A 23,656-nucleotide genomic window follows, 5' to 3' on the forward strand; every position below is an offset into this window, starting at 1 on the left:
TTATTTTCCCCCGTACAAGCCGTCAAGCACTGTCTGGTTCATTTGAAAGGAATGCTTTTGTTCAGGGAAAGCACGATGTCTTACATCCTGAACATATCCGCTGATTGCTGTTTCGATGGTTTCATCAATGCGCGTATATTGCTTTACAAATTTAGGTGTTCTCTCAACACCGTGGCCGATAATATCATGATAAACGAGAACTTGTCCGTCCGCTTTCACACCAGCCCCGATTCCAATGACCGGTATGCTTAGCGTCTCGGCAATTTTGGCTGTGAGTTCTGCCGGCACACATTCCAGCACAAGCATCATAGCTCCTGCTTCTTCGCATTTTATACTGTCTTCTATTAATTTTTTGGCGCTTTGTTCGTCTTTGCCCTGTACTTTATAGCCGCCCAGTACGCCGACTGACTGCGGTGTCAAACCTAAGTGACTGACTACTGGAATGCCTCCAAGCGTCAATGCGCGAATGGATTCAAACACGCCTTCTCCGCCCTCAAGCTTCAGTGCGTCAGCTCCGCTTTCCTGAACGATAGCCGCTGCATTTTTCAGCGTATCTTCCTTAGACAGGTGATAAGACATAAACGGCATATCTGTCACAATAAAGGTATTCGGCGCACCCCTTTTAACGGCTTTTGTATGATGGATCATGTCCGCAACTGTCACACCGACAGTTGAATCAAGGCCGAGGACGACCATTCCAAGTGAATCACCGACTAAAATCATGTCAACTCCCGCTTGTTCAGCAAGTTTAGCTGCCGGATAATCATAAGCGGTCAGCATGACAATCGGTTCTTCAGACTCCTTCATTTTTAGAAAATCCAGTTTTGTTTTCATGTTTTCTCCTCCTCATGTTTAGAGGAGATGATCTGCCGTTTTCTTCTGCAAGCCAAAAAACCTTCCGTTACAACGAGAAGGATTCTTCACTTTCTAAAGTTCGGCGAGTTTCATCCCTCTGTCCCAGTCCTTTTTTGGATCAAGGCAGACTGCTGCAATGTCTATCTATTTTAATAATAGGTGCAGTTCGCAGGCGATACTGCCCAATGGAAGTATACCAAAATCAACGGGCTTGTACCAACACATTAGCCCAATTCGATATCGGCAGAATAGATTTTTTTAATGCCTTCGTTCGTTTCTAAAAGCAGAACGCCTTCATCATCTATACCTAACGCCTTACCGTAAAAGGTTCCGTTTAACGTACTGGCTCTCATATTAGTGCCAATACCGAGCGCATAGCTTTCCCATAAAAGCTTAATCGGCGTAAATCCGTGCGTCATATAATCCCGGTACCGTTTCTCAAAGCATAGTAAAATATGCTGGATGACGCCGGCCCGATCAATTTTTTCCCCAGCAGCTTGGCTGAGGCTTATCGCGATGTCCTTCAATTCATCTGGAAAATCATTAGGCTGCTGGTTAACGTTAATGCCGATCCCAATGATCACTGAACGTACGCGGTCTTCTTCAGCCTGCATTTCCGTTAGGATACCGACTGTTTTTTTTCCGTTAATCAAAATATCATTTGGCCATTTAATATCCGTTTGGATGCCTGCTGCCTCTTCTATTCCCTGCACAACAGCTACTGCAGCAAGCAGAGTCAGCTGCGGTGTTTTTTGGAGCGGAATGTCAGGCCGCAAAATCAGGCTCATCCAAACACCGTTTCCTTCTTGAGAATGCCATACCCTAGACATTCGGCCCCTTCCGGCTGTTTGTTTGTCAGCCACCACGAGGGTGCCTTCCGGTGCGTTATTATTCGCGAGCTCATGAGCCGTTTTTTGCGTGCTTGAAAGAACGTCATGGTAAATAAGATGCTGGCCCATCACTTCCGTTTTTAATCCAAAACGAATTTCGCTTTCACTGAGTTTTCCGGGTTTTTTGATGAGCCGATATCCTTTTCTTCTAACGGCTTCTACTTCATAACCCTCTTTCCGAAGCTCTTCAATATGCTTCCACACAGCAGTTCTTGAACAGCCGAGAGCATCACTGATTTTTTGGCCGGAAATAAATTCGTTGCCGGCCTGAGAAAATAATTCAATAAGGTCTTTTCTTAATGTTGACCGCATTTCTTCAGCCACTCCTCTATGTGTTTCTTTTGATTGGAGAGCTTCCCTGTCACAACAGCCTGCTCGATCCGCTGTAATTCTTCCGACACCCATTTTCCAGCCGGCCGGTTTCGAAGCGCAAGTAAGTCCTTACCCGTGATATCAAGATCCTTAAGGCTTTTGATCGGCAGGTTTTGATAAGCGTATTGAATATCCTTCAGTTTCTTTTCATCCAGTTTTTCGTTTTGCCGAAGCTGCGATATTTTGGCCGCTGAGAGCAGTGCTTTTTCCCCAGCTCTGTACATTGTCATTGCGTCAAGGCTCTGGCCAAACGTATCGGCAATGTGAATGGCTTCCTTGATCACTTTTCCCGGGAGCTTCCAGGCTTTCAGGAAAAGGGGCGCGTCTTTCAAGACTATGCCAAGGTTAATTAAAAGAGCAGCCCAAAGCTCCTCACGGGATGTTAAAGAGAAGAATGGAAACTCACTCGTTGAAATCAGGTTTTTTCGTTTATGATAAAAACCAGGAAGCTCTTCATACAATCTCGTTTGAATGAGTGTTTGAAGCGCCTGGCGAGAAGCTCTTCCCTGCAGCAATTTCTCGAACTCTATAGTTTTTCGTTCGACTGAAACATGGGAGAGGAGTGATTTTTCTTTCGCAATGGCTTCTTCTGTTTCCGGTGAAAGCGTAAAGCCAAGCTGGCTCATAAAGCGTACGGCTCTCAGCATACGAAGCGCATCCTCTTGAAATCTATCTTCAGGCTTTCCAACGGTTCGAATCACTTTCTGATCAATATCTTTCTTGCCGCCAAAATAATCAAGCACCTTCCCGTCCGCTGTCATGGCCATCGCATTGATCGTTAAATCTCTTCGTTTTAGATCCTCTTCTAATGATGAGATAAATTGCACTTCTGACGGTCTTCTGAAATCAACATAATCAGATTCAGTCCGGAATGTCGTGACTTCATAGGTTTCATCCTCCCAGAGCACAATAATGGTCCCGTGCTCTTTGCCTACATCAACAGTTCGCTGAAACAGCCGTTCTACTTGATCAGGTGCCGCATCTGTCGCGATATCGACATCTCCGATCGTTCGTTTCATATAGCTGTCACGAACTGCGCCCCCGACAAAATAAGCCTGATGGCCCGCTTCGATTAAGATGCGGAGCACGGGAAGTGCTTTGATAAAAACTTTTTCCATGTGATCACTCCGGTTCTGCTAAATCTGCATAAATCTGTTCATACTGGCTGACAATTTTTTGGGAAGAAAATTCATTTTCAAGCATCTCTATTGCCGCCTTTGTAAAACGATTGCTTAGCTGTTCATCTTCTAAAATGCTCATCGCGCGGGCTGTTGCGGCCGCAACATCACCGACATCCACCAAAAATCCGCTCACATTGTTTTTAATAACCTCAGGGATACCGCCAATGTTTGTTCCGATACAAGGCACTCCGCAAGCCATCGCTTCAAGCAGGACAAGACCGAAGCTTTCTTTTTCAGATAGCAGCAGCTTCAAATCGCTAATAGAATAAAGCTCTTCAACACGGTCTTGATTTCCAAGCATTAAGACTTGGTCTTCCAAGCCATATTTTCTGATAAGCTCGCAGGCTGTCGATTTCTCCGGACCGTCTCCGACTAAAAGCAGCTTCGCTTTCGTTTTGCCAGCGATATTGCGGAACACACGGATGACATCCTGCACGCGTTTAACCTTTCTAAAGTTGGACACATGGATGACGACTTTTTCATCTGGTAAAATTCCATGTTTCTCTTTAATCACCGCTGTGTTTTTCTTCAGATACACGCGCTCGTCTATAAAGTTATAAATCGTTTCAATTTTTTTCTCCGGTTTAATTAAATCGTACGTTTCAGCCGCAAGCGCTGAGGAGACTGCAGTCACCCTGTCTGATGACTCAATAGCAAAACGGATCAGATCTTTTAGAGACGGATCATAACCTAACACCGTGATATCCGTGCCATGCAAAGTTGTAACAATGCCGATATTGCGTTTCAGCATTTGTTTTGCAAGATAGGCGCATACGGCATGCGGAAGAGCATAGTGAGCATGGATAATGTCTAAATTCTCCCGTTCCGCCACCTCTGCGATTTTGCTTGCCAATGTCAAATCATACGGAGGATACTTAAAAACAGCATATTGATTAACCTCAACTTCATGAAAATGAATATTGGGATGATATGTATTCAGTCTAAACGGAATGCTTGATGTGATGAAATGGATTTCATGTCCCTTTTCAGCAAGCTGCTTCCCCAGTTCTGTCGCAATGATACCCGAGCCTCCAACGCTCGGATAGCATGTGATTCCTATTTTTAGTTTTCTCATTGTTCGCCCCCAAGCACATCATGATCAAGCATCAGCATCCGTTTGGAAAAGAAACCTTCGGCATACTCCACGCCCGCTTCTTTACCGTAAAGCTTTTCTCTCGCTTCAACGATCTCGATATAACCATTCGTCAGAGGAGTAGAAACTGAATCCTTTGACGGGATAAACTGGCTTTTGTAGGCGTTGAGGCTTTGTTCCTTTGCCTCTATTGTATCCGAGATATCAATGACAAAATCCGGCTGATGAAAACCATTTATCATATAATAGTAAACCTTGCTGACTTTATGCGCCGGAAGGCTTTTTTCATCTTTATATTTATGGATTCCGGCGGAAAAGATCGCTTCTTCCACCAGTGCAGCCGCATTGCCGTGATCCGGATGGCGATCCTTTTTATACGGCATAAAAACCGCTTTTGGGCGGCAGGTTCTGATGACAGTGACAATCGACCGAATTGCCTGATCACTCATTATTAGGCCGCGGTCTGGAAGCGTCAGCTGAATTCTTTTATCTGCGCCTAATATGCGGGCTGCTTCAGCTGCTTCTTCTTTACGTAAACTGACCGTACCGTTAGAAGAGAGTTCCGCTTCTGTCAAGTCGCATATCATTACTTTTTTTCCCTGTTTGACAAACTTCGCTATTGTGCCGCCCATTCCGATCTCGACATCATCACTGTGGGCGCCAAAAGCAAGAACGTCAGCATTATACATTCGGCTCTTCTCCTCGAAGAAGGTCACGGAATTCGAAAACACCTTCATCAAGTGTGCGGACGAGAATTTCCGCAGTACCCATATTTGTGGCGAGCGGAATGGAATACACATCACATAACCGGATTAATGCCGAGACATCCGGTTCATGCGGCTGCGCGGTCAGCGGGTCGCGCAAAAAAATGACAAGATCGAGTGCATTGGCAGCGATCAATGCACCGATTTGCTGGTCTCCCCCTAAAGGGCCGGATTGAAAACGTTCAATTTGAAGACCTGTCGCCTCTTGAATTTTCAACCCTGTGGTTCCGGTTGCGTATAAATCATGATTCTTTAAAATATCCCGATAGGCAGTCGTAAATTGAACCATGTCCTGTTTTTTCTTGTCATGCGCGATCAAAGCAATTTTCATTGTTTATCCCCCCGTCTAATCAATGATATTTTCTAAACCGTACACAAGCTGATCAATCTTCATGACTTGTTCGACTGACAGTTTAACGCCTGACATGAAAGAAGCACGGTTATAAGAATCATGGCGTATCTGAAGCGTTTGGCCATCCATGCCGAACATGACCTCCTGATGCGCGATCAGTCCCGGAAGACGGACGCTGTGCAAGCGAATGCCGTTTTGCTCCGCTCCTCTTGCTCCTGGGAGAATTTCTTTTTCATCCGGATGTCCTTGCTGCTTTTCTTTACGGACTTCTGAAATCATTTCCGCTGTTTTAAGCGCAGTTCCGCTTGGTGCGTCAAGCTTCTGGTCATGATGAAGCTCAATAATCTCAACATCCTCAAAATAGTTGGCAGCCATTTTTGAAAATTTCATCATCAGTATCGCACCGAGCGCAAAATTTGGCGCGATGATGGCTCCGATCCCTTTTTCTTCTGTTAAAGACGTGAGCTCTTTTAAATCAGCTTCTGAGAAACCGGTTGTTCCGACAACTGGACGGACTCCGTGCTCTAATGCAATTTTTGTATGTACTTTTCCGATTTCGGGCGTTGTTAAATCAATCAAGACATCCGGTTGTGTTTCTGTAAAGCAGGCATGGATATCTGTGTAAATTAAAGCATCTGACTCAACAGGCATCACATCAGATAATTTTTGCTGATCGTATGTATGGTCTATGGCCCCGACAAGGTCAAAATGAGGTGTTCGTTCTGCCAATTTAACAGCTTCCTGCCCCATTCTTCCACGCGGTCCCGCAATGACTACTTTAATTGTTTCGTTTGACATCTTGATCTCCTCTACTTTCCTTCTTCTTTTCTGGTCCAGCGATCTTTATCTCTTGTATTAAATTTATGCATGACTCGGTCGTGAGCTTCCTCTAAAGAGATATCAAGAGAGTTGGCTAAACAAACCAATACAAATAGCACATCGCCCATTTCCTCTTCCATGCTTTTATCATCTTCAGTCGCTTTTTTTGGTTTTTCTCCATAACGGTGATTCACTTCTCTGGCAAGCTCGCCCAGTTCTTCAGTCAGCCTCGCCATCATGGCCAGCGGGCTAAAATATCCTTCTTTAAATTGGCCGATGTAACGGTCTACTTCAGCCTGTATGTCTTTCATTGTTTTATCACTCACTGAACGAAACCTCCTATCATCCTCTTACATGTTAGCTAATTCAGATACGTTTGACAAATGTTTAAGCACGTTTGCTGTTTTCTTTTTCATCCACTATAATATAAACGCTATCTAATGGAAGGAAAAGGGGTTTTGTGTGATGCTTGGAGAAATTAGATTAAAAAACATATTTTTTATTTTAATCGGAGCGGCAATTTTTTCATTTGGCTTGGTTCATTTCAATATGCAGAACAATCTGGCTGAGGGCGGTTTTACAGGTATTACACTTTTGCTTTATGCCCTTTTCCACATCAGCCCCTCTATCTCGAACCTGGTGTTGAACATTCCGATTTTTTTTATTGGCTGGCGTTTGCTCGGCAGGACAATGTTTGTTTATACCCTTGTCGGCACTGTAGCCTTGTCTTTGTTCCTCAGCATCTTTCAGCGATATGAAATACATATGCCCCTTCAGCACGACTTAGCGCTCGCCGCTTTATTTGCCGGCGTATTCATCGGAGCCGGACTGGGTATTATTTTTAAGTTCGGCGGTACGACAGGCGGTGTTGATATCATCGCACGTTTAGTGAATAAGTATTTTGGGATCCCGATGGGCAGAACGATGTTTGCTTTCGATGCCTGCGTCATCATTTTGTCTTTGCTTACTTATCTCTCCTATAAAGAAGCGATGTATACGCTGGTAGCTGTATTTGTAGCGGCAAGATTAATCGATTTTATTCAGGAAGGCGGATACGCTGCTAAAGGCGCTACGATCATCTCCTCGAAAAACGACCTGATTCAGAAAAAGATTCTTGAAGAAATGGAACGCGGCGTCACCATTTTGAAAGGACAAGGTTCCTACACAAAAGAGGATATAGATGTACTTTATTGTGTGGTGCCGAAAAACGAATTGGTGATGCTAAAAAGCGTGATTAACTCCATTGATCCCCATGCCTTTGTAGCGGTAAGCGATGTTCACGATGTGCTCGGAGAAGGATTTACGCTTGATGAAAATAAAAATCCGCTTCCGCGCTGACATGTAATAGAAAAAAGGCGGCTGACCGCCGCCCCTCATCCTTATTTAGGGTAGTCCCTTTTTTTCAGCTTGTTTTTTTCCGCCTTGTACTTTCTGTAACCGACATAGGTGAGAGCAGTAATGATGATACTGCCGGTTGTAATCATCACCCAGAGTAAAGACGGATCGGCATCATCCTCCTCCACCCTGTCAAACACATTTTTCAGGTCATGCTGAAGAAGGGAAAGCCGTTCAAGCTTCGTGCTCTCTGTCATTTGCTGAAATTCCTCTTGCTCAATAACATCTATATGTTTTCCGACTGTTTCAAGCTGATCCTCTGATACATCGATTGTAAGACTGGGGTAAATCAAGTCATATAAACTGATAAATTCATTCCACTTTTCATGAAAGCTTGTGCTTCCATTCTTTTGGACATCTCGCTTCAGCTCAGTAAAAGCTTCCATAATCGGTTTTTCCAGTGATCCCCAAAGCGGGTCAGACCGATTGTCAACCGCATCCATCAGCATTCTGAACTGCGCGGCTGCTCTGAGTTTTTGTGTGTCTGATGTATCAGCTTGCTTTAAACTCCGAATCATATCATTATAGCCCAATGTGATTTGACGAATTTGGGCTCCCGTTAGCATGGGGTCTTGCTGTTTTTTCTCAGCGGATTTTAATGTTTTTTCAAAATACTCCAAGACTTGAAGCGCCTCTTCATATTTCGCCTGTCGGGTCATTTGAAAGACTGTATCGGATAAATCATTCAATTCCTCGAGGCTTCCCCGCTCTGCAGCCTTGGCATTTCCATTATAAAAAATAAGTGCAATCAACAAACAGATCGTCAGCTTTCGTTTCATGCAGGTCCCTCCCACTCTCTCTCCTTACAGAATATGAAGAAAGGGACAAGGATAGACCAACATTGTCTTTACATCAGCTCAAGCTTCGTTTGCTTTTTCGAGACCACAAGAAAGTAAGCAAGCCCGATTGAAAAGATGCTTAGCCAAAATGTTCCGTATCCTATTTCAGTCATATAATCAGAAAGCATAGAGTATTGCGGCATCATATCAAACAAGTAGTCAATGACATCGTTATGCAGTGTCCAGACTGCAGCAATTGCAAGATGCCAAAATGAAAAACGAAAATACGGACTGTATAATACGCCTTGAACTGCCATTGCAAAATGCGAAGCAATTAGCATGTAGCCCTCCCACGGCAAGTCACCAGTTACTGCAAGCACAAGAAAATTCATAGCCACCGCCCATAGGCCATACTTTACGAGGGTAACTAGCGCAAGCGCCTCTAAAAGCGGAGCATTCCGTTTCATGAGAAAGGCAAGCAGCACAAACAGAAAGAAAAACGTTGCTGTCGGACTGTCCGGAACAAAAATCAGGAAACGGGCCGGTGTCTCCAAAAGCTGCGGCAAGTACCAATAGTAGCCGTAAACCGTTCCCAGAAAATTAATGGCTAAGACAAGAATAAGCATCGGCCGCTGCCCTAATACATATTGAAACCATTTCACATCGAATCAACTCTCAGTCTGTAAAAATAATATGTCCATATAAAAAAGCTGACGCCGGGTCAGCTTTTGATAATAAAAGTATATCCTTCCATTTGACAATTCACAATACGTTATTTTGCGGTTGTTTCAGAAATAAATTTTGCAAGTTCTTCGAGCTGCTTATCATTTCCTTTGAACACACCCGCCGGCATTTTGCCTTTCCCTTCTACAGCGATTTTTTTGATTTCTTCCGGTTTCAACCCGGTGTCAACCAATGAAGGCCCAGCCGCTCCTCCCTGAAGGTTATCCCCATGACAAGAAATACAGCCCTGTTCCTTAAAGACCTTATATCCTTCTGCATTGGTGTCAATGTCGGCTTCTTTTGTGATTTTCCCCTGTTCTTCTGCCTTGGCCCAGTCATGAGTAGCAACTGACTGCCACGTCAAAAATACAGCAGCGGAAATGGCCAGAAGCATCATACCGACAGCGACCGGACGCTTCCACGGCCTTCTTTCTGTCCCTCTGTCTAGGAATGGAGCCAAAAGCAGGGCCCCAAAAGCGAGACCTGGCATAATCATGGCGCCGACCACTGTAAAGCTTCCGGCGGCGTATTCATACTTCAACAGCTGGTATAAGAATAGAAAATACCAATCCGGCAGCGGAATATAACCAGTATCAGTCGGGTCCGCCATCCGCTCCAAAGGCGGCTGATGCACAATCGTCAAAACGAGAAAACCGATGAGAAAGACAGCTCCAACCATCCATTCCTTTAACAAGAAATTTGGCCAGAAAGCCTCTGTTTTACCGGGATACTCCGAATAATCCTTCGGTATATTCGGCTTTTTTTCAGCCGGTATCCTTGAGTCGCCTACAAATTTCATCCCTTTGCCCCGGTGCATGTCATCCCCTCCCTTTTATTCGCAGATCAAGAGTTTAAAGCGGTCCTGAAATCCCCTGCTTCCGGATCATAATAAAATGTGCAGCCATCAGCCCGAACAATGCGGCAGGAAGAAAAAATACATGGATCGCAAAAAACCTAGTCAGCGTTTGGGCGCCTACAATATCCGGATGCCCTGCAAGGAGCGTTTTAACTTGCGTTCCGATCAAAGGCGTGGCTTCGGCGATCTGCAGCCCGACTTTTGTTGCAAACAGAGCCTTCATATCCCAAGGAAGCAAGTAGCCTGTAAAGCCAAGACCGAGCATAACAAAAAAGATCAGCACACCGACAATCCAGTTCAGCTCGCGCGGTTTTTTATACGCGCCTTGGAAAAAGACCCTCAGCGTATGTAAAAACATCATCACAATGACCAGGCTCGCACCCCAGTGGTGCATCCCCCTGACAATCTGGCCGAATGCCACTTCATTTTGCAAATAATATACCGATTCCCAGGCATTTTTGATATCAGGCACATAATACATCGTTAAAAACATTCCAGATAATACTTGGATAACGGTTACAAAAAACGTCAGTCCCCCAAAGCAATACACAAACGCAGAGAAATGATGGGCGGGATTCACATGTTCCGGTACTTCGTGATCGGCAATATCCCTCCACATCGGTGTAATATCAAGCCGCTCGTCTACCCAGTCATAAATTTTGTTCAGCATGTCACCCTTCCCCCTTAGGCTTTGCTTTTCCAAGATACAGGAAGCCGTCTTTTACTTCTTGCTCATAATGATCAAGAGGCGCAAGCGGCGGCGTGCCAGGGACATTGGTGCCGTCCTTTTCATAGAGTCCGTAATGGCATGGACAAAAGAATTTATTCGGGTTTTTAGGATCACTATTCCAGTTCACCGTACACCCTAAATGTTTACAAATTGGCGAAAGTGCTACAATTTCATCCCCGTTTTTGAAGACCCAGGCTGATCTTGACTCTTCTGACTCATACCAGGCATCGACTTGATTAATTTTAAAATCAAAGCGCTGCGGCTCTTTTGTCAACTCATCAACGCTGACAACCTGAACCATATCCTGCTTCCCTGTCGATTTTAATACCGGGTCGAGTGCGAAGCGAACCATAGGCATGAGCATACTAGCCGCCATAAAACCTCCTACACCTGTGAGCGTGTAATTCAAAAATTGACGTCTGGATATATCATGTTTTCCGCCCATCTCTTCTCCCCCCTCTAGGTCACCCCTGCAAACTGACTAAAATAGAAAATATTGCAATAACTCTAGACACCCTCATAATATATGAATCTCTCAGCAAGGTCAATATAGCCAAAATATTGTTTATAAGGAAATGTAAGTGTTTTTATGAAGTGCTCCATAACTGTAACAAAACGTTCAAAATTTCAGCAGTGCGTTCATCCAATATTTTTCTTATTAAAGAGTCATTTAAATGCTCTAATGGAACAGACGGTGTAACAATGATTTTGCCTAACGCATCCTCAGCTCTCCAACTTTCGTCAGATGTGAGCAGGACAACATGCGGAAATTCCGTTATCAGCTCTTCCCGCAAATCCTTAAGCCCTTGAACGGTTATTTCATTTCTATCAACATATGTATAAGGTGGAAGTAAATATACCCGTCCCTTTAACTGCCTTTCAAGTTCTTCTGAGAGAAGCTGCGTAAACTCGCCTTTCTCCGCCGCCATTTTAAAATGGTTATTAACCCTTATGTTAATTAATGGTATGACAGCGGTATCAATGTAATCCTTAGCTTGTAAATAGTCCTTGGCATCAGTGATTCTCCACCTCATCGTTCTCCCCCTTTACGGCAACAAGCCTTGCAATTCACTGCAAGGCTGGTCATATTATGTGAGCTGATTTAATTGGCGCGATAATTGTTCAAATGCCTCTTTATCATGACGATCTAACGCCTCGTCAATGTCTTTTAATAATTTTTCTCTTTGGAATGTGGAAATAGCGTGCTCTAAAATCTGTTCCGCCAATCCCTGATCTTTTTTATTCTCAAAAAGGTTTTTCGGAATATGCGGGTTGGACTCCAGCACCGCCGCATATTCAGGTGAGCTGTAAGCCGAACGGAAATTAAGCTGGATAAACAAATCCTGCTGTTTATTTAATCTAATATCATGAAAAGATTTTTCCGCGTCGGTAGTCATGACATTCTCTTTATAGAACCGGAACGGAACTTCTTCAACACAATGTGTTGACATTATAATGCCTCTCGGGCAAAATTCAGCCTGCTCCACAAAATGAACCTTCTCCATGAGAGAATCATGGCTCATTAAGTAGTTCAAGATCCAAACGCACTCTCGGCGCTTTAACTGATAATGGTTTAAAAACCAACGGATAAAATCTTTTTTCTCATTGACAGAAACAGGGGTCTGCATGTAATTCCCTCCTCTATCGTTCGTATAATCTATATACTTATATGTTCCACATGAATGGTTAATATTCCTGCTTATCTAGAAAATTCATCCTTGATTCGCAAAATCGTTTCTTCCAGCTCTTCATTGGCTCCGTCCATTTCAAGAACCTTTTTCAAAAGCGGCAGCGCTTCTTTTTGAAGGCCTTCTTCTAATAGGAAGCTTGCGTATTCATATAAGAAATCTCTATCCTCCCGGTAATGAAGATAGGCAGCCTCAAAGGATTGTTTTGCTTCCTCGTATTGCTCTAATTCAGTATATGCGCTTGCAAGATACCAATTGTATTTCGGATCTTCTTCACCGTAGCTTCGAACCTCTTGAATAAGATCAATGATCTGATCATAATCCTCTTCTTTGTGATACACGGCAAGAAGTGTATGAAGCGCCTCGACAAAGCCCGGATCAAGCGCAAGCGCCTCCTGAAGCAGCTTTTTCCCCTCTTCTGACTTCCCGATTTTCAAGGCCATTTTGGCGGCATAAAGGAAAAGTTCTTTGTTATATTCATCATATCTGATACCCTCTTTTGCCGTTTTTAATGCCTCTTCATACATTCCTTCAGCTTCATAGCTTTTCGAGAGCGGCATATAAAGTGAAGTATAAGATGGATCAAGCTCCTTTAAATCAGACAGCTGCTTAATAGCTGTTTTCACAAGCCCCGCCTGTAAGGCTGTAAAACCATAGCCGAAAATCGTATTAGGATCAGGATTCTCATCGACAGCTTTCTCGTACCATGGAATGGCATCCTCAAATTCACCTGAGGCACTTAACGATTCTGCCAGTCTTTGATGGACATTAACGCCTCCGATCTCCCCCTGCTCCTCAGCCGTTGTTTTAAAATATTGAACCGCTTTTGCATAGGCTCCCTGAGCAAAGTAAAGTTCTCCCAGTGCAAAATCAATAACAGGTTCATTGTCCAGAATGGACTTTGCTTGTAAAAGCTTTTGTTCACTGACTTCGAATAACCCCTGCATCTGATAAAGATCCGCCATAAGCAGCAAACTTTCTGGATATGATGGATCTGTTTCCGGAATAGTCTCCAGCACAGCGAGGGCTTTTTCTTCTTCGTCAATATCTATTAAAAGTTCAGCGTAGAAATTCGTCAGTTCTGTTTCATTTGGATATAAATCATGTAGATCACTAATCAGTGAAATTGCTTTTTCTACATCGCCCCACTCGTAATAAAGCTGGGCTGCAATGGCTTTATCTTCATCATGCAGCTGTTTTTCAGCCTTCGAGAGCGTGTTGAGGCCTTTTTCTGTTTCACCTGCTTCAACTAATTTTATGGCTTCTTGAATCAATGTATTCAAATCGGACCGGTCCTTTCTTTTCCTATACAACATCAACCATACAAAAAAGCTTTATTTGTTCGGGTTAATCTTATCATAATTCAGACGAATGCCCCCGGCAAATAAGATGCTTCTGTACGGAAGGGAATTATTGAGTCTTATTAGTTTACCAAAAGATCTTGAGATAGAAAATGAAAAAAGGAAGATCGCCCTCTGTACAGTAAAGCAGCTCTTTGACCTGCCGGCTTGTAAGTAAAGCACATCCCCCCTTTTCGTTTTTCTATCCCCTCTATAAGACAAGCTATGTTTTTTTGCCTCAAATTATGATCTGCATAAAAAATCCTGAAGTAAAACTTCAGGATTTTTTCGAAAGCTTATTTAAATGCTCGAAGAAGGTTGGATAAGAAACGTGAATGGCATCCGTGTGCTCGATTTCAATCGGCTCCTCCGTTATACAGGAAGCAATACCAAGCATCATTCCGATTCGATGATCTCCGTGGCTGGACACTGCAGCGCCGCCTTTCAACGTTTGTTTGCCATAAACCTTCATTCCATCTGCTGTCGGTTCAATTTCAGCACCCAGCTTGCGAAGCTCAGAAACAACAGTATCAATACGGTTTGTTTCTTTCACTTTTAGCTCTGCCGCGTCCTTAATAACGGTAGTTCCTTCCGCCTGAGTCGCAAGAAGCGCGATGATAGGGATCTCATCAATTAAACGCGGAATGATATCTCCTCCGATTTCAACTGCTTTTAGAGATGACGTTTCTATAATCAAATCTCCATAAGGCTCTGCACCGCTATCAGCAGATGGTTTGATTTCAAGTTTTGCCCCCATGTTTTGAAGGACATCAATAATACCTGTCCGAGTCGGATTTAAACCTACGTTTTTCAATACAATTCTGCTGTTTGGAACCATCGCGCCAGCAGCAAGGAAAAACGCGGCTGAAGAAATGTCTCCAGGAACAAAAATATCAGCAGCTGTCAGTTTCTGGCCACCAGCAATGGAAACACTCGTTTGATCTTCAGAAAGCTTAACGCCAAAAGCAGAAAGCATCCGCTCAGTGTGGTCCCGAGATTTATGTGGCTCTGTGACAGTTGTTGTGCCCTCAGCCTGTAATCCGGCCAGCAAAACAGCAGATTTAATTTGCGCGCTTGCAACAGGTGATACATATTCAATGCCTTTTAATGAAGCGCCGCTCACCGACAGCGGTGTAAATTCTCCACCGGCTCTGCCGTCGATTTTAGCCCCCATTTTTTTCAAAGGCTCAGTCACACGCTTCATTGGGCGCTTCGCAATGCTCTCATCTCCGGCTACCGCGCTGTAAAAAGGTCGGCCCGCCAATATTCCGAGCATCAGGCGAATGGTTGTACCTGAATTTCCGACATCTAAAAGGCTTTCTGGCTCTTTCAGGGCATCGATTCCTTTTCCGTGAATCACGACATCGCTGCCGCTTTGCTCAATGTGAACACCCATTTTTCTAAAGCAATCAATCGTGCTCAGACAATCTGCTCCCGGCAGAAAGTTTTTAACTGTTGTTGTGCCTGCCGCTAGCGCGCCAAACATAACAGAGCGGTGAGAAATGGATTTATCACCGGGAATATGTATTTCTCCATGTAAGGTCTGCACCTTTTCTCGTTTCATTTTTTCCACCTCAATCAGCATAAAAAGTTTCATATTCCGCCCGGGCTTCAATGCATTGTTCTGCCCTTTTGCGGTCGTCATCAGACTGAAAACTGATCCTTAAAATCCCGTTAATATCTTCTCGTGTTTCGATAATGCGGATATTCGTGATACTGATGCGTTCCGCAGCTAAAATCGCTGTTATCTCGGATATCACACCCGGATGATCGGGTACATCCACATATAAATCATAAAATGCAGGTATCGCTCCCTTCTGCCGAAGCGGCAGCCCGTCGCGATAATCCTTGGCGGTTTTAAAATAACGAAATAGATTTTCCGCATCTTCTTGTTCTACATATGTACGGATCTTGTCAATTTCACGAATCCACTCATCAAAACGGTCTAAGATTTTATCTTTATTATGTAATAAAATATCCCGCCACATTGCCGGGCTGCTTGATGCAATCCTTGTAATATCTCTGAACCCGCCGGCAGCAAAACGTTTAACAAGCGGATACAGGTTTTCCGAATGATGGGTTTGGTGAACAAGACTAGCTGCTACAATATGCGGAAAATGACTGATTACGCTTGTAACGCCATCATGCTCCTCCGGCGACATTTCCACAAAATGGGCATTCGTCCCCTTCAGCAGGTTTTTTAACTGTTCCACAGCTTGTTTGTCCGTTTTCTGGCCTGGCGTTAAAATATAAAATGCATTTTCAAACAGGAACTCCTTCGCAGCGGCCACTCCTGATTTATGTGAACCCGCCATCGGATGCCCTCCGACAAATTGATAGCGGCTAGGCAGCACTTGATCAGCGTAATCAACCACTTTTTGCTTTGTGCTTCCTACATCCGTAATCAAAAGCTCATGTTCAATTCCTGAATGAGCCAGCTCTTCAAGCATAACCAGTGTTTGTTCGACAGGTGTCGCAATGATTACTGTAGCTGCCTCTTTCGCACCGCTAATAAACGAATCAGCACGATCGTCTATCACACCTAATTTTAATGCCGCTACCGCCTGTTCATCAGAGATGTCGATTCCGATAATCCGTTTGCCGGGATGATTTTTTTTGATCGCTAGGGCAATCGAACCGCCTATCAATCCGAGACCGGCGAGCAATATTGTATCTTTCATTTGATTCATACGTCATCACCTGGTTTATAGACTAAAGAGGTGATATTTGATCACCTCTTATAAAATTTCAGCTAAAATTGCAAGTATTTCTTCATTTTGCTCTTTTGTTCCGATCGTAATCCGGAGTGATGTCGGGAAACCTAATGCATTTCCTGACCGGACGATATAGCCTTTTTCCAGCAGAGCCTGAAACAGTTCATCAGCAGGACGTTTAAAGTCAATTAACACAAAATTTGTCTGTGAAGGGTAGCACTTTAAACCATGAGTTTTCGCAAAATCATAATACTGCTGAAGGCCTGCATTATTTTGCTCGATACAGGAAGCAATAAACGCTTGATCATCAAGAGCGGCAATCGCCGCAGCCTGGCCCAGACGGCTCGTATTAAACGGCTCTCTCGCCGGCTCAATCTGGCGAATCAGGTTCTCGTCAGCAATTCCGTATCCGACTCTGAGCGCTGCCAGACCGTATGCCTTTGAAAATGTGCGCAAAATCATCAAATTGGAATACTTGCTTAAGAGCGGCACGGTTTCCGGGTAATCCTCTGCTGTTACATATTCATAATATGCTTCGTCAAGAACAACAAGGACACGTGAAGGAACGCGCTCCAGAAATGCGAGTAATTCTCCTTCAGATGTATAAGTGCCAGTCGGATTATTCGGGCTGCATATCCAAACGACTTGTGTCTGTTCGTCTATGGCTTCTAACATGGCGTCTAAATCATGTAAGCCGTCGGGACGAAGTGCAATTTCACGTACTTCAGCACCTTCAATGACCGCATTATGTTTATATTGCGGAAAAGTCGGGGCAGCAGTAACCGTGTTTGTTTTATCGTTTAAAAATGCCCGGCAGATGATCTGTATGATTTCATCAGAACCGTTGCCGAAAATAAGTGATGTTTCGCTGACATTGAGGTGCTTACTGAGCCTTGTCCGCAAAGCGGCGCTATACCCGTCCGGGTAAAGGGCAAGCTGTTGAATCTCATGATGAAGCGCCTCTTTTGCAGCCTCTGAACAGCCGTAAGGATTCTCGTTTGAAGCAAGCTTCACCACTTTATCCAAGCCATATTCTGATTTCACTGCTTCAATCGGCTTTCCAGGCTGATAAGGCTTCAGCTGTTTTAAATGTTCTTTGATACGCAAATCAGTCACCTCATTTTAAACTGTACAAGCCGCTAAACGCCATTGCATAATCCTCAAACTCCTGCAGCGCCTGATTTCTCGTTTCAGCGCTGATGAGCCGGTCCTTTAATTCTTCTATTTTTCTGACGAGCGCACTTCCCACTACGACACCGTCACTAATTTCATTCATCTTTATGACCTGTTCACGGTTTGATATACCGAACCCTACAGCAACCGGAACAGTGCTGAGATTCTTCACAGTCCGAATGAACGGGTACACGGATGAATTGAACTCATTGCGGACACCGGTCACACCCAGAGAAGATACACAGTAGACGAACCCCTCGGCTTGTTCAATAATGGTTTTCAAACGGCTTTCGCTTGTCGGCGCAACCAAAGAAATATACGTCACCTCATGGCTTTTACATTCCTCTTGAAGGCTGTTGCTTTCTTCTAATGGCAGATCCGGAACAAGCAGACCGTCAATATGATTTTCCCGCAGTAAAGCGAAAAAGTATTCTTTGTTCAATTGTAACACAGGATTATAATACGTAAAGAGGATAATCGGAATATTCACTCCGTTTTTTTTCATTTCTCCGCCTAATTCGATTGCCTTTACGATATTCATTCCTTGATCAAGTGCCCGCTTTGAAGCCCGCTGGATCACCGGACCGTCTGCAAGCGGGTCAGAGTATGCAACACCAAGCTCCAATGCTGTGGCGCCTGCTTTTTGGAGTGACTTCGCCAGTTCAATCGAAACATCAGGAACTGGATCGCCCGCCGTAATAAACGGGATAAACAATTTTTCTGATGGTTGAAGATTCAATTTAAACATGGGCTTTCACCTCTTTTTCCAATACATTCATTAATGTGTTGACATCCTTGTCTCCCCGTCCTGATAAACAGACGAGAATGAGTTGACCGCGATCCATTCCTTTGGCGAGTTTGAATGCTTTCGCTAACGCATGGGCAGATTCGATTGCCGGCAAAATCCCCTCTTTTTCTGACAAAAGCTTTAATGCATCCACCGCTTCTTCATCAGTGATACTGTCATAAGTGACACGGCCGCTCTTATGCAAGTATGCGTGCTCCGGACCGATTCCAGGATAGTCGAGACCGGCTGAAATAGAGTAGGGCTCAATAATTTGCCCGAACTCATCCTGAATGAGATAAGTCAATGAACCGTGAATAACCCCTACGGTTCCTTTCGAAATAGTGGCGGCATGAAGAGGCGTATCAATTCCTTTTCCTGCTGCTTCAGCGCCGATCAGTTCAACATCTTCATTTAAAAATGCCTGAAACATCCCCATCGCATTGCTTCCTCCGCCTACACATGCCACTACTTTATCAGGCAGAGTGCCTTCAATACGTTTCAACTGATCCTTCGCTTCCTCTCCGATCATTTTTTGAAATTCACGGACCACTTGCGGATAAGGATGCGGGCCGACAACTGATCCAATCATATAAAAGTGATCCTCACAATGCTGAACCCAGTACCGGATCGCCTCATTTGTGGCATCCTTCAATGTTCCGTTTCCACTTGTTACAGGCACTACCTCCGCTCCAAGAAGCTTCATGCGGAAAACGTTCAGAGACTGGCGGGCAACATCCTCTTCACCCATAAACACTGTACAGGAAAAGCCGAATTTGGCTGCAACTGTTGCAGCGGCTACGCCATGCTGGCCGGCACCGGTTTCAGCAATGATTTTCGTTTTGCCCATTTTTTTAGCAAGCAGCGCTTGACCTAGCGCATTATTGATTTTATGAGAACCTGTATGGTTTAAATCTTCTCGTTTCAAATAGATTTTCGCGCCGCCTAAGTATTCAGTGACTCGATCAGCGTATGTTAATGCAGTCGGCCGTCCGGAATAGTCCTTTAACAGCTTATAATACTCTTCACGAAAAGCGGGATCATCCTTGATTTGTTTAAATACTGTTTCTATTTCATCTAACGGCTGCATGAGTGTTTCCGGAACAAACTTTCCTCCAAAATCACCGTATCTGCCTATTTCATTCGGATATGGATACATATCGATTCATCCTTTCTTCTAAAAGCCTCATCAGATTCTGATCTTTTTGTCCGTTTTTTTCAATTCCGCTGGCAAGGTCAATTCCTTCTGGCTGCCATTTCAATAGGCCTGTGATGCTATCCGGATTCACGCCGCCAGCGATAAAGCAGCGTTTACCAATAGCCGCCTGCTGATATTCCGGCACACATTCCCAAGAAAATGCAACACCAGTTCCGCCTCTAGACCCTTTTACAGATGAATCAATCACAAAGCCGTCAACATTATCTTTAAAGCGGGCTATTTCTTGAGTTGTGTTATCCTGATGGTGAAGCGCCTTCCATATTTCACAGCCAGTCAGCTTGCGAAGAGCATCAGCATCCGTCGGTTTTTCATCACCGTGAAGCTGAATGACGTCGAGCTTCAAGCTCTTGGCAATACGTGACATCGTCTCTATTGATTCATTAACAAAAACACCTGCAACCTGTTTTTCGACACGAACTTGGTTCAGCCATTTTTTCACATTTTCCGGAGATACTTTTCGTTTGCTTTCAGCAAAAATAAATCCTAGGTAATCAGCCTGTGATTCCGCCGCAAGCTGCAAATCCTTTAGTGACCGAATACCGCAATATTTTAATGCCGGTTTCTTCACAACCTCACTCCCTAAACAAAGCATGGATTGCTTTACGCTGAGAAGTTTGTCTCATCAATGATTCACCGATAAGTACAGCTCGCGCCCCATGTTCATTGACAAATGTTAAATGTTCTAAAGAACCGATTCCGCTTTCGCTGACAAGCAAGGATTCTTTCGGAACGAGAGATGCGATTTGTTCTGTCTGCTTTACAGATGTTTCAAACGTTTTTAGGTTTCGATTATTTACGCCGAGAATGTCGGGTGTGAACACTTTCAATATTTGTTCTAGCGTTGATGCATCATGAACCTCCACTAACACGTCCATCCCCTTTTCACCTGCTTCAAGATATAATTCATGAAGGTGTAAGGGATCAAGCACCTCGCCGATTAACAATATGGCATCCGCTCCGATTCTTCTTGATTCCTCTACTTGAAGAGAATCAATAATAAAATCTTTTCTAAGTACAGGAATCGAAACAGCACGCTTTACGTCTGATAAATAGCTGTTTTCCCCTTGAAAAAACGGGGTGTCTGTTAAAACGGAAATCGCATCTGCCTTCGCAGCTTCATAGTCTTTTGCAATCTGAACAGGCACAAAATCCTCTTTAATAAGCCCTTTTGACGGCGATGCTTTCTTCACTTCGGCAATCAACCCGATAAACCGATTCGGGCTTGCCAGCGCCTCCTTAAATGAACGTTTCTCGAAAGGCTGCTCTACCGGCAAAACCAGTATTTTCACTTCTTCTTTCTTTTGTTTGATGATTTTTTCAAGCATAGATCTCTTCCTCTTTCTGCTTTAGTCGTTCAAGCTGCGCGGCAGCGCCTCCGCTTGTAATCGTCTCTAACGCCAGCTCCGTTCCTTCCTTCAGTGAGGCGGTAATTCCCGCCGTGTAAATCGCAGCTCCCGCATTAAAAGCCGTAATAGATAAAGCGGAACTGCTGCTTTTATTTTCAAAAATATTCTGAATGAGATAGGCGCTCTCTTTCGGTGACTGCACCTGTAAATCTTCAAGTCTGCCATTTGTGAAACCGAAATCTTCGGGTGAAACGGTATATTCCCGGCGCTCTCCGTCCTTTAATTCAATCACGTCGGTCGGTGCTGTAATTGAAAGCTCATCTAAACCGTCACGGCTTGATACAAACATAACGTGCTTCGGCTGAAACGTCTCCAGTGCGCTTGCCATCAGTCCAGCTTTTTCAACAGAATAGACCCCAATCACCTGACGCTTCGCCTGTAAAGGATTGCTGAGCGGCCCAAGCAGATTAAATACCGTTCTGAAACCTAGCTCTTTTCTAGTACCTGCTACATGTTTCATAGACGAATAGTAAAGCGGCGCAAAAAGAAATCCCATGTTGTTTGTTTCAATGCTGCTTTTGACCTTTTCGGGAGTGGTTTGAATAGAAACCTCTAGCTCCTCTAAAACATCAGCGCTTCCGCTTTTAGAAGAGACAGAGCGATTGCCATGCTTAGCGATTTTCGCGCCAGCTGCCGAGGCAACAATTGCCGAGGCCGTTGAGATATTAAAAGTGGAAATACCGTCTCCCCCTGTTCCGCATGTATCAACAATATCAGGAAGTCCATCGACTGTAAGAGCGTGTGCCCGCATTGCCTTCACAAAACCCGCAAGCTCTTCTGGCGTCTCCCCCCGATGAGCAAGAATTGACAATATACCACCCATTTCAGAAGGAGTCATTTCCGCTGCCATCATCATATTCATCAGCGTTTCAGCCTCACCGGCAGTAAGGGTTTTTCCGTCAACGCACAATTGTAGAAATCTGTTCATCAGCTTTATCCTCCTTGCTATGAAACATGTCTTCTGCAATATGAATCGTTTTCAGCAGCGCACCGGCTTTATTACAGCTTTCTTCGTATTCGGCTTCCGGAACAGAATCAGCAACAATGCCAGCACCTGCCTGTATCGATGCAACGCCGTTCTTTACACTCATCGTGCGAATCGTAATACAAGAGTCGATATTCCCGTCAAACCCAATGTAGGCAATACATCCTCCGTATGTCTCTCTCGGTGTTGGCTCGAGCTCTTGCAAAAGCTGCATGGCACGGATTTTGGGTGCGCCTGTTAAAGTCCCCGCCGGGAAAGCAGACATCAGTGCATCGACAGGATGAACCCCTTTTTTCAATCGGCCTGTAACCACCGAGATAATGTGCATGACATGTGAAAAGGAAACAATTTTTGTGAACTCCGGCACAGAAACTGAACCATACTCTGCTACTCTGCCGATATCGTTTCGGGCAAGATCAACGAGCATGTAATGCTCCGCTTTTTCTTTTTCATCATTCATGAGCTCAACCTTCAGTCTCTCATCTTCAGCTTTGTCTGCACCGCGTTTTCTCGTACCGGCAATCGGATGGATTTCTAAGTGCCCGTCTTGAACGTGTATTAACCGTTCCGGAGAGCTGCCGACTATTTCTCTGTCTAGCAGTTTCATATAATACATATACGGCGAAGGATTGACGATCCTAAGCACTCGGTATAACTCAAAAGCATCTGCTTTTATCGGCACCTCAAATTTTTGTGATAAAACACCCTGGAAGATATCGCCTGCTTTTATATAGCTTTTGATTTTTTCTACATCAGCCATAAAAGCCGATTTTTCATAATTAGAAGATACCGTCTCAAAGCTGGGTGTCTTGTATGAATCAGCAGAGAGAAACAGCTCTTTTATGTTTTTTTGGTCCATCATTTTTTCGATGAGATTTTGGAGCTCCAGATGATTTTGATGGAATACATCCATTTTTTCGTTTTCTGTTTCCTCTCCAGTGAGCCTTGCATATTGGATAAAGTGGACGTTTTTGGTTTCATGATCATACGCAATTAATGTCCGGCAAACAAACAGCATGCACTTTTCCATGTCTGTTTCTTTTCTATGCGAAGGAACAGAAGGCTCAATCAGCGGGATCATATCATAGCTTAAGTACCCGACAGCTCCGCCGACAAAAGGAATGCCAAGCTGAGGTGTTTTGATTTTGTATGTGGTATTCATCCAGTTCAGCACTTCTTTTAGTTCATTTCCTGTGTAAAGAGAGTTGCTGTCCTGATCAGCGGCCGAAAAACGGCCCTGCTCTTCTTTAATTGTGAGAAATGGATTCAGGCCGATAAACGAATATCTTGACCAAGTGGATGTATCGTCCTTGCTTTCAAGAAGATACGTAATCTCCCTGTCAAGCTTCTCTATCATTTGAATGGGTGTCAGTGTATCGACTGTGAAGGTCTCCACAATCGGTATCGTGTGGTGGGACAAGCTGTCCTCTAAAAATGCGGAAATGTTTGATTGGAAATTCATTGCTCTCACTCCTTATGGCAAGGAGAATGAGAAGATGGCATGAGAGGATAAAATACTATATAACAAATAAACCCAA

The 23,656-nt window shown here is 44.1% G+C and carries 26 protein-coding genes; 1 reads left to right on the plus strand and 25 read right to left on the minus strand.

Features of this window, described 5'->3' with window-relative positions:
• From panB to ACZ07B_RS02235, 8 genes are all read right to left on the minus strand, one after another.
• The gene (panB, locus tag ACZ07B_RS02200) at positions 1-834 is read right to left on the minus strand and encodes a 3-methyl-2-oxobutanoate hydroxymethyltransferase (protein WP_003230652.1); all 834 of its coding nucleotides are present in this window, start codon (positions 832-834) and stop codon (positions 1-3) included.
• A 245-nt stretch (positions 835-1,079) separates the two neighbouring features.
• Positions 1,080-2,057 carry a biotin--[acetyl-CoA-carboxylase] ligase gene (locus ACZ07B_RS02205; protein WP_464876855.1) on the minus strand — a complete coding sequence of 326 codons (978 nt, stop codon included), beginning with the start codon at positions 2,055-2,057 and terminating at the stop codon, positions 1,080-1,082.
• The gene (locus ACZ07B_RS02210; RefSeq protein WP_464876856.1) at positions 2,042-3,235 is read right to left on the minus strand and encodes a CCA tRNA nucleotidyltransferase; all 1,194 of its coding nucleotides are present in this window, start codon (positions 3,233-3,235) and stop codon (positions 2,042-2,044) included. The genes ACZ07B_RS02205 and ACZ07B_RS02210 overlap by 16 nt, the downstream gene beginning before the upstream one ends.
• Positions 3,236-3,239: 4 nt before the next feature.
• A complete protein-coding gene (bshA, locus tag ACZ07B_RS02215; protein WP_042976368.1) occupies positions 3,240-4,373 on the minus strand; it encodes an N-acetyl-alpha-D-glucosaminyl L-malate synthase BshA in 1,134 nt (377 codons plus the stop codon).
• Positions 4,370-5,080: a bacillithiol biosynthesis deacetylase BshB1 gene (bshB1, locus tag ACZ07B_RS02220; RefSeq protein ID WP_024573474.1), complete on the minus strand. Its 711-nt coding sequence runs from the start codon at positions 5,078-5,080 to the stop codon at positions 4,370-4,372. The genes bshA and bshB1 overlap by 4 nt, the downstream gene beginning before the upstream one ends.
• Entirely contained in the window at positions 5,073-5,486 is a 414-nt protein-coding gene (mgsA, locus tag ACZ07B_RS02225; RefSeq protein WP_014477171.1) for a methylglyoxal synthase, read from the minus strand. The genes bshB1 and mgsA overlap by 8 nt, the downstream gene beginning before the upstream one ends.
• A 15-nt stretch (positions 5,487-5,501) precedes the next feature.
• The gene (gene dapB / locus ACZ07B_RS02230; protein ID WP_024573475.1) at positions 5,502-6,305 is read right to left on the minus strand and encodes a 4-hydroxy-tetrahydrodipicolinate reductase; all 804 of its coding nucleotides are present in this window, start codon (positions 6,303-6,305) and stop codon (positions 5,502-5,504) included.
• A gap of 11 nt (positions 6,306-6,316) precedes the next feature.
• A complete protein-coding gene (locus tag ACZ07B_RS02235; RefSeq protein WP_004398044.1) occupies positions 6,317-6,652 on the minus strand; it encodes a nucleotide pyrophosphohydrolase in 336 nt (111 codons plus the stop codon).
• Positions 6,653-6,791: 139 nt separating this feature from the next.
• Between ACZ07B_RS02235 and ACZ07B_RS02240 the strand changes: the two genes are divergently transcribed.
• Positions 6,792-7,664 (plus strand): YitT family protein, encoded by an 873-nt coding sequence (locus ACZ07B_RS02240; protein ID WP_003230635.1) that lies wholly within the window; start codon positions 6,792-6,794, stop codon positions 7,662-7,664.
• A gap of 41 nt (positions 7,665-7,705) precedes the next feature.
• Here ACZ07B_RS02240 and ypjB read toward each other — a convergent pair whose 3' ends face one another.
• The 17 genes from ypjB to trpE form a co-directional block, all read right to left on the minus strand.
• The gene (ypjB, locus tag ACZ07B_RS02245) at positions 7,706-8,500 is read right to left on the minus strand and encodes a sporulation protein YpjB (RefSeq protein WP_124048164.1); all 795 of its coding nucleotides are present in this window, start codon (positions 8,498-8,500) and stop codon (positions 7,706-7,708) included.
• 68 nt (positions 8,501-8,568) lie between these two features.
• Positions 8,569-9,162 carry a lipoprotein heptaprenylglyceryl N-acetyltransferase LhaT gene (gene lhaT / locus ACZ07B_RS02250; protein ID WP_166668906.1) on the minus strand — a complete coding sequence of 198 codons (594 nt, stop codon included), beginning with the start codon at positions 9,160-9,162 and terminating at the stop codon, positions 8,569-8,571.
• 110 nt (positions 9,163-9,272) lie between these two features.
• Entirely contained in the window at positions 9,273-10,040 is a 768-nt protein-coding gene (locus ACZ07B_RS02255; RefSeq protein ID WP_134157208.1) for a menaquinol-cytochrome c reductase cytochrome b/c subunit, read from the minus strand.
• A 34-nt stretch (positions 10,041-10,074) separates the two neighbouring features.
• Positions 10,075-10,749 (minus strand): menaquinol-cytochrome c reductase cytochrome b subunit, encoded by a 675-nt coding sequence (gene qcrB, locus ACZ07B_RS02260; protein WP_003225560.1) that lies wholly within the window; start codon positions 10,747-10,749, stop codon positions 10,075-10,077.
• A gap of 1 nt (position 10,750) precedes the next feature.
• On the minus strand, positions 10,751-11,254 hold the full coding sequence (locus tag ACZ07B_RS02265) for a ubiquinol-cytochrome c reductase iron-sulfur subunit (RefSeq protein ID WP_003230627.1): 504 nt from the start codon (positions 11,252-11,254) through the stop codon (positions 10,751-10,753).
• Positions 11,255-11,396: 142 nt separating this feature from the next.
• Entirely contained in the window at positions 11,397-11,843 is a 447-nt protein-coding gene (locus tag ACZ07B_RS02270; RefSeq protein ID WP_041337728.1) for a YpiF family protein, read from the minus strand.
• A 54-nt stretch (positions 11,844-11,897) separates the two neighbouring features.
• Positions 11,898-12,437 (minus strand): ReoY family proteolytic degradation factor, encoded by a 540-nt coding sequence (locus ACZ07B_RS02275; protein ID WP_015251820.1) that lies wholly within the window; start codon positions 12,435-12,437, stop codon positions 11,898-11,900.
• A gap of 71 nt (positions 12,438-12,508) precedes the next feature.
• Complete coding sequence (locus ACZ07B_RS02280) at positions 12,509-13,780, minus strand: tetratricopeptide repeat protein (RefSeq protein WP_464876857.1); 1,272 nt, start codon at positions 13,778-13,780, stop codon at positions 12,509-12,511.
• A 334-nt stretch (positions 13,781-14,114) separates the two neighbouring features.
• Positions 14,115-15,401 (minus strand): 3-phosphoshikimate 1-carboxyvinyltransferase, encoded by a 1,287-nt coding sequence (aroA, locus tag ACZ07B_RS02285; protein ID WP_015251819.1) that lies wholly within the window; start codon positions 15,399-15,401, stop codon positions 14,115-14,117.
• A 10-nt stretch (positions 15,402-15,411) separates the two neighbouring features.
• On the minus strand, positions 15,412-16,527 hold the full coding sequence (locus ACZ07B_RS02290) for a prephenate dehydrogenase (RefSeq protein WP_014480118.1): 1,116 nt from the start codon (positions 16,525-16,527) through the stop codon (positions 15,412-15,414).
• A 48-nt stretch (positions 16,528-16,575) separates the two neighbouring features.
• Positions 16,576-17,658, minus strand: a complete 1,083-nt coding sequence (hisC, locus tag ACZ07B_RS02295; protein WP_464876858.1) for a histidinol-phosphate transaminase — start codon at positions 17,656-17,658, stop codon at positions 16,576-16,578.
• A 10-nt stretch (positions 17,659-17,668) separates the two neighbouring features.
• Complete coding sequence (gene trpA / locus ACZ07B_RS02300) at positions 17,669-18,472, minus strand: tryptophan synthase subunit alpha (RefSeq protein WP_129092500.1); 804 nt, start codon at positions 18,470-18,472, stop codon at positions 17,669-17,671.
• Positions 18,465-19,667 carry a tryptophan synthase subunit beta gene (trpB, locus tag ACZ07B_RS02305; protein WP_024573432.1) on the minus strand — a complete coding sequence of 401 codons (1,203 nt, stop codon included), beginning with the start codon at positions 19,665-19,667 and terminating at the stop codon, positions 18,465-18,467. Before trpB ends, trpA begins: the two co-directional genes overlap by 8 nt.
• Entirely contained in the window at positions 19,648-20,295 is a 648-nt protein-coding gene (locus ACZ07B_RS02310; RefSeq protein ID WP_024573431.1) for a phosphoribosylanthranilate isomerase, read from the minus strand. The genes trpB and ACZ07B_RS02310 overlap by 20 nt, the downstream gene beginning before the upstream one ends.
• A 4-nt stretch (positions 20,296-20,299) precedes the next feature.
• Positions 20,300-21,052 carry an indole-3-glycerol phosphate synthase TrpC gene (gene trpC, locus ACZ07B_RS02315; RefSeq protein ID WP_464876859.1) on the minus strand — a complete coding sequence of 251 codons (753 nt, stop codon included), beginning with the start codon at positions 21,050-21,052 and terminating at the stop codon, positions 20,300-20,302.
• Entirely contained in the window at positions 21,045-22,061 is a 1,017-nt protein-coding gene (gene trpD, locus ACZ07B_RS02320) for an anthranilate phosphoribosyltransferase (RefSeq protein ID WP_014480124.1), read from the minus strand. The genes trpC and trpD overlap by 8 nt, the downstream gene beginning before the upstream one ends.
• Positions 22,033-23,580, minus strand: a complete 1,548-nt coding sequence (gene trpE / locus ACZ07B_RS02325) for an anthranilate synthase component I (RefSeq protein ID WP_464876860.1) — start codon at positions 23,578-23,580, stop codon at positions 22,033-22,035. Before trpE ends, trpD begins: the two co-directional genes overlap by 29 nt.
• Between the last annotated feature and the right edge of the window lie 76 nt (positions 23,581-23,656).

It is taken from the genome of Bacillus sp. 9.4 (assembly GCF_055486415.1).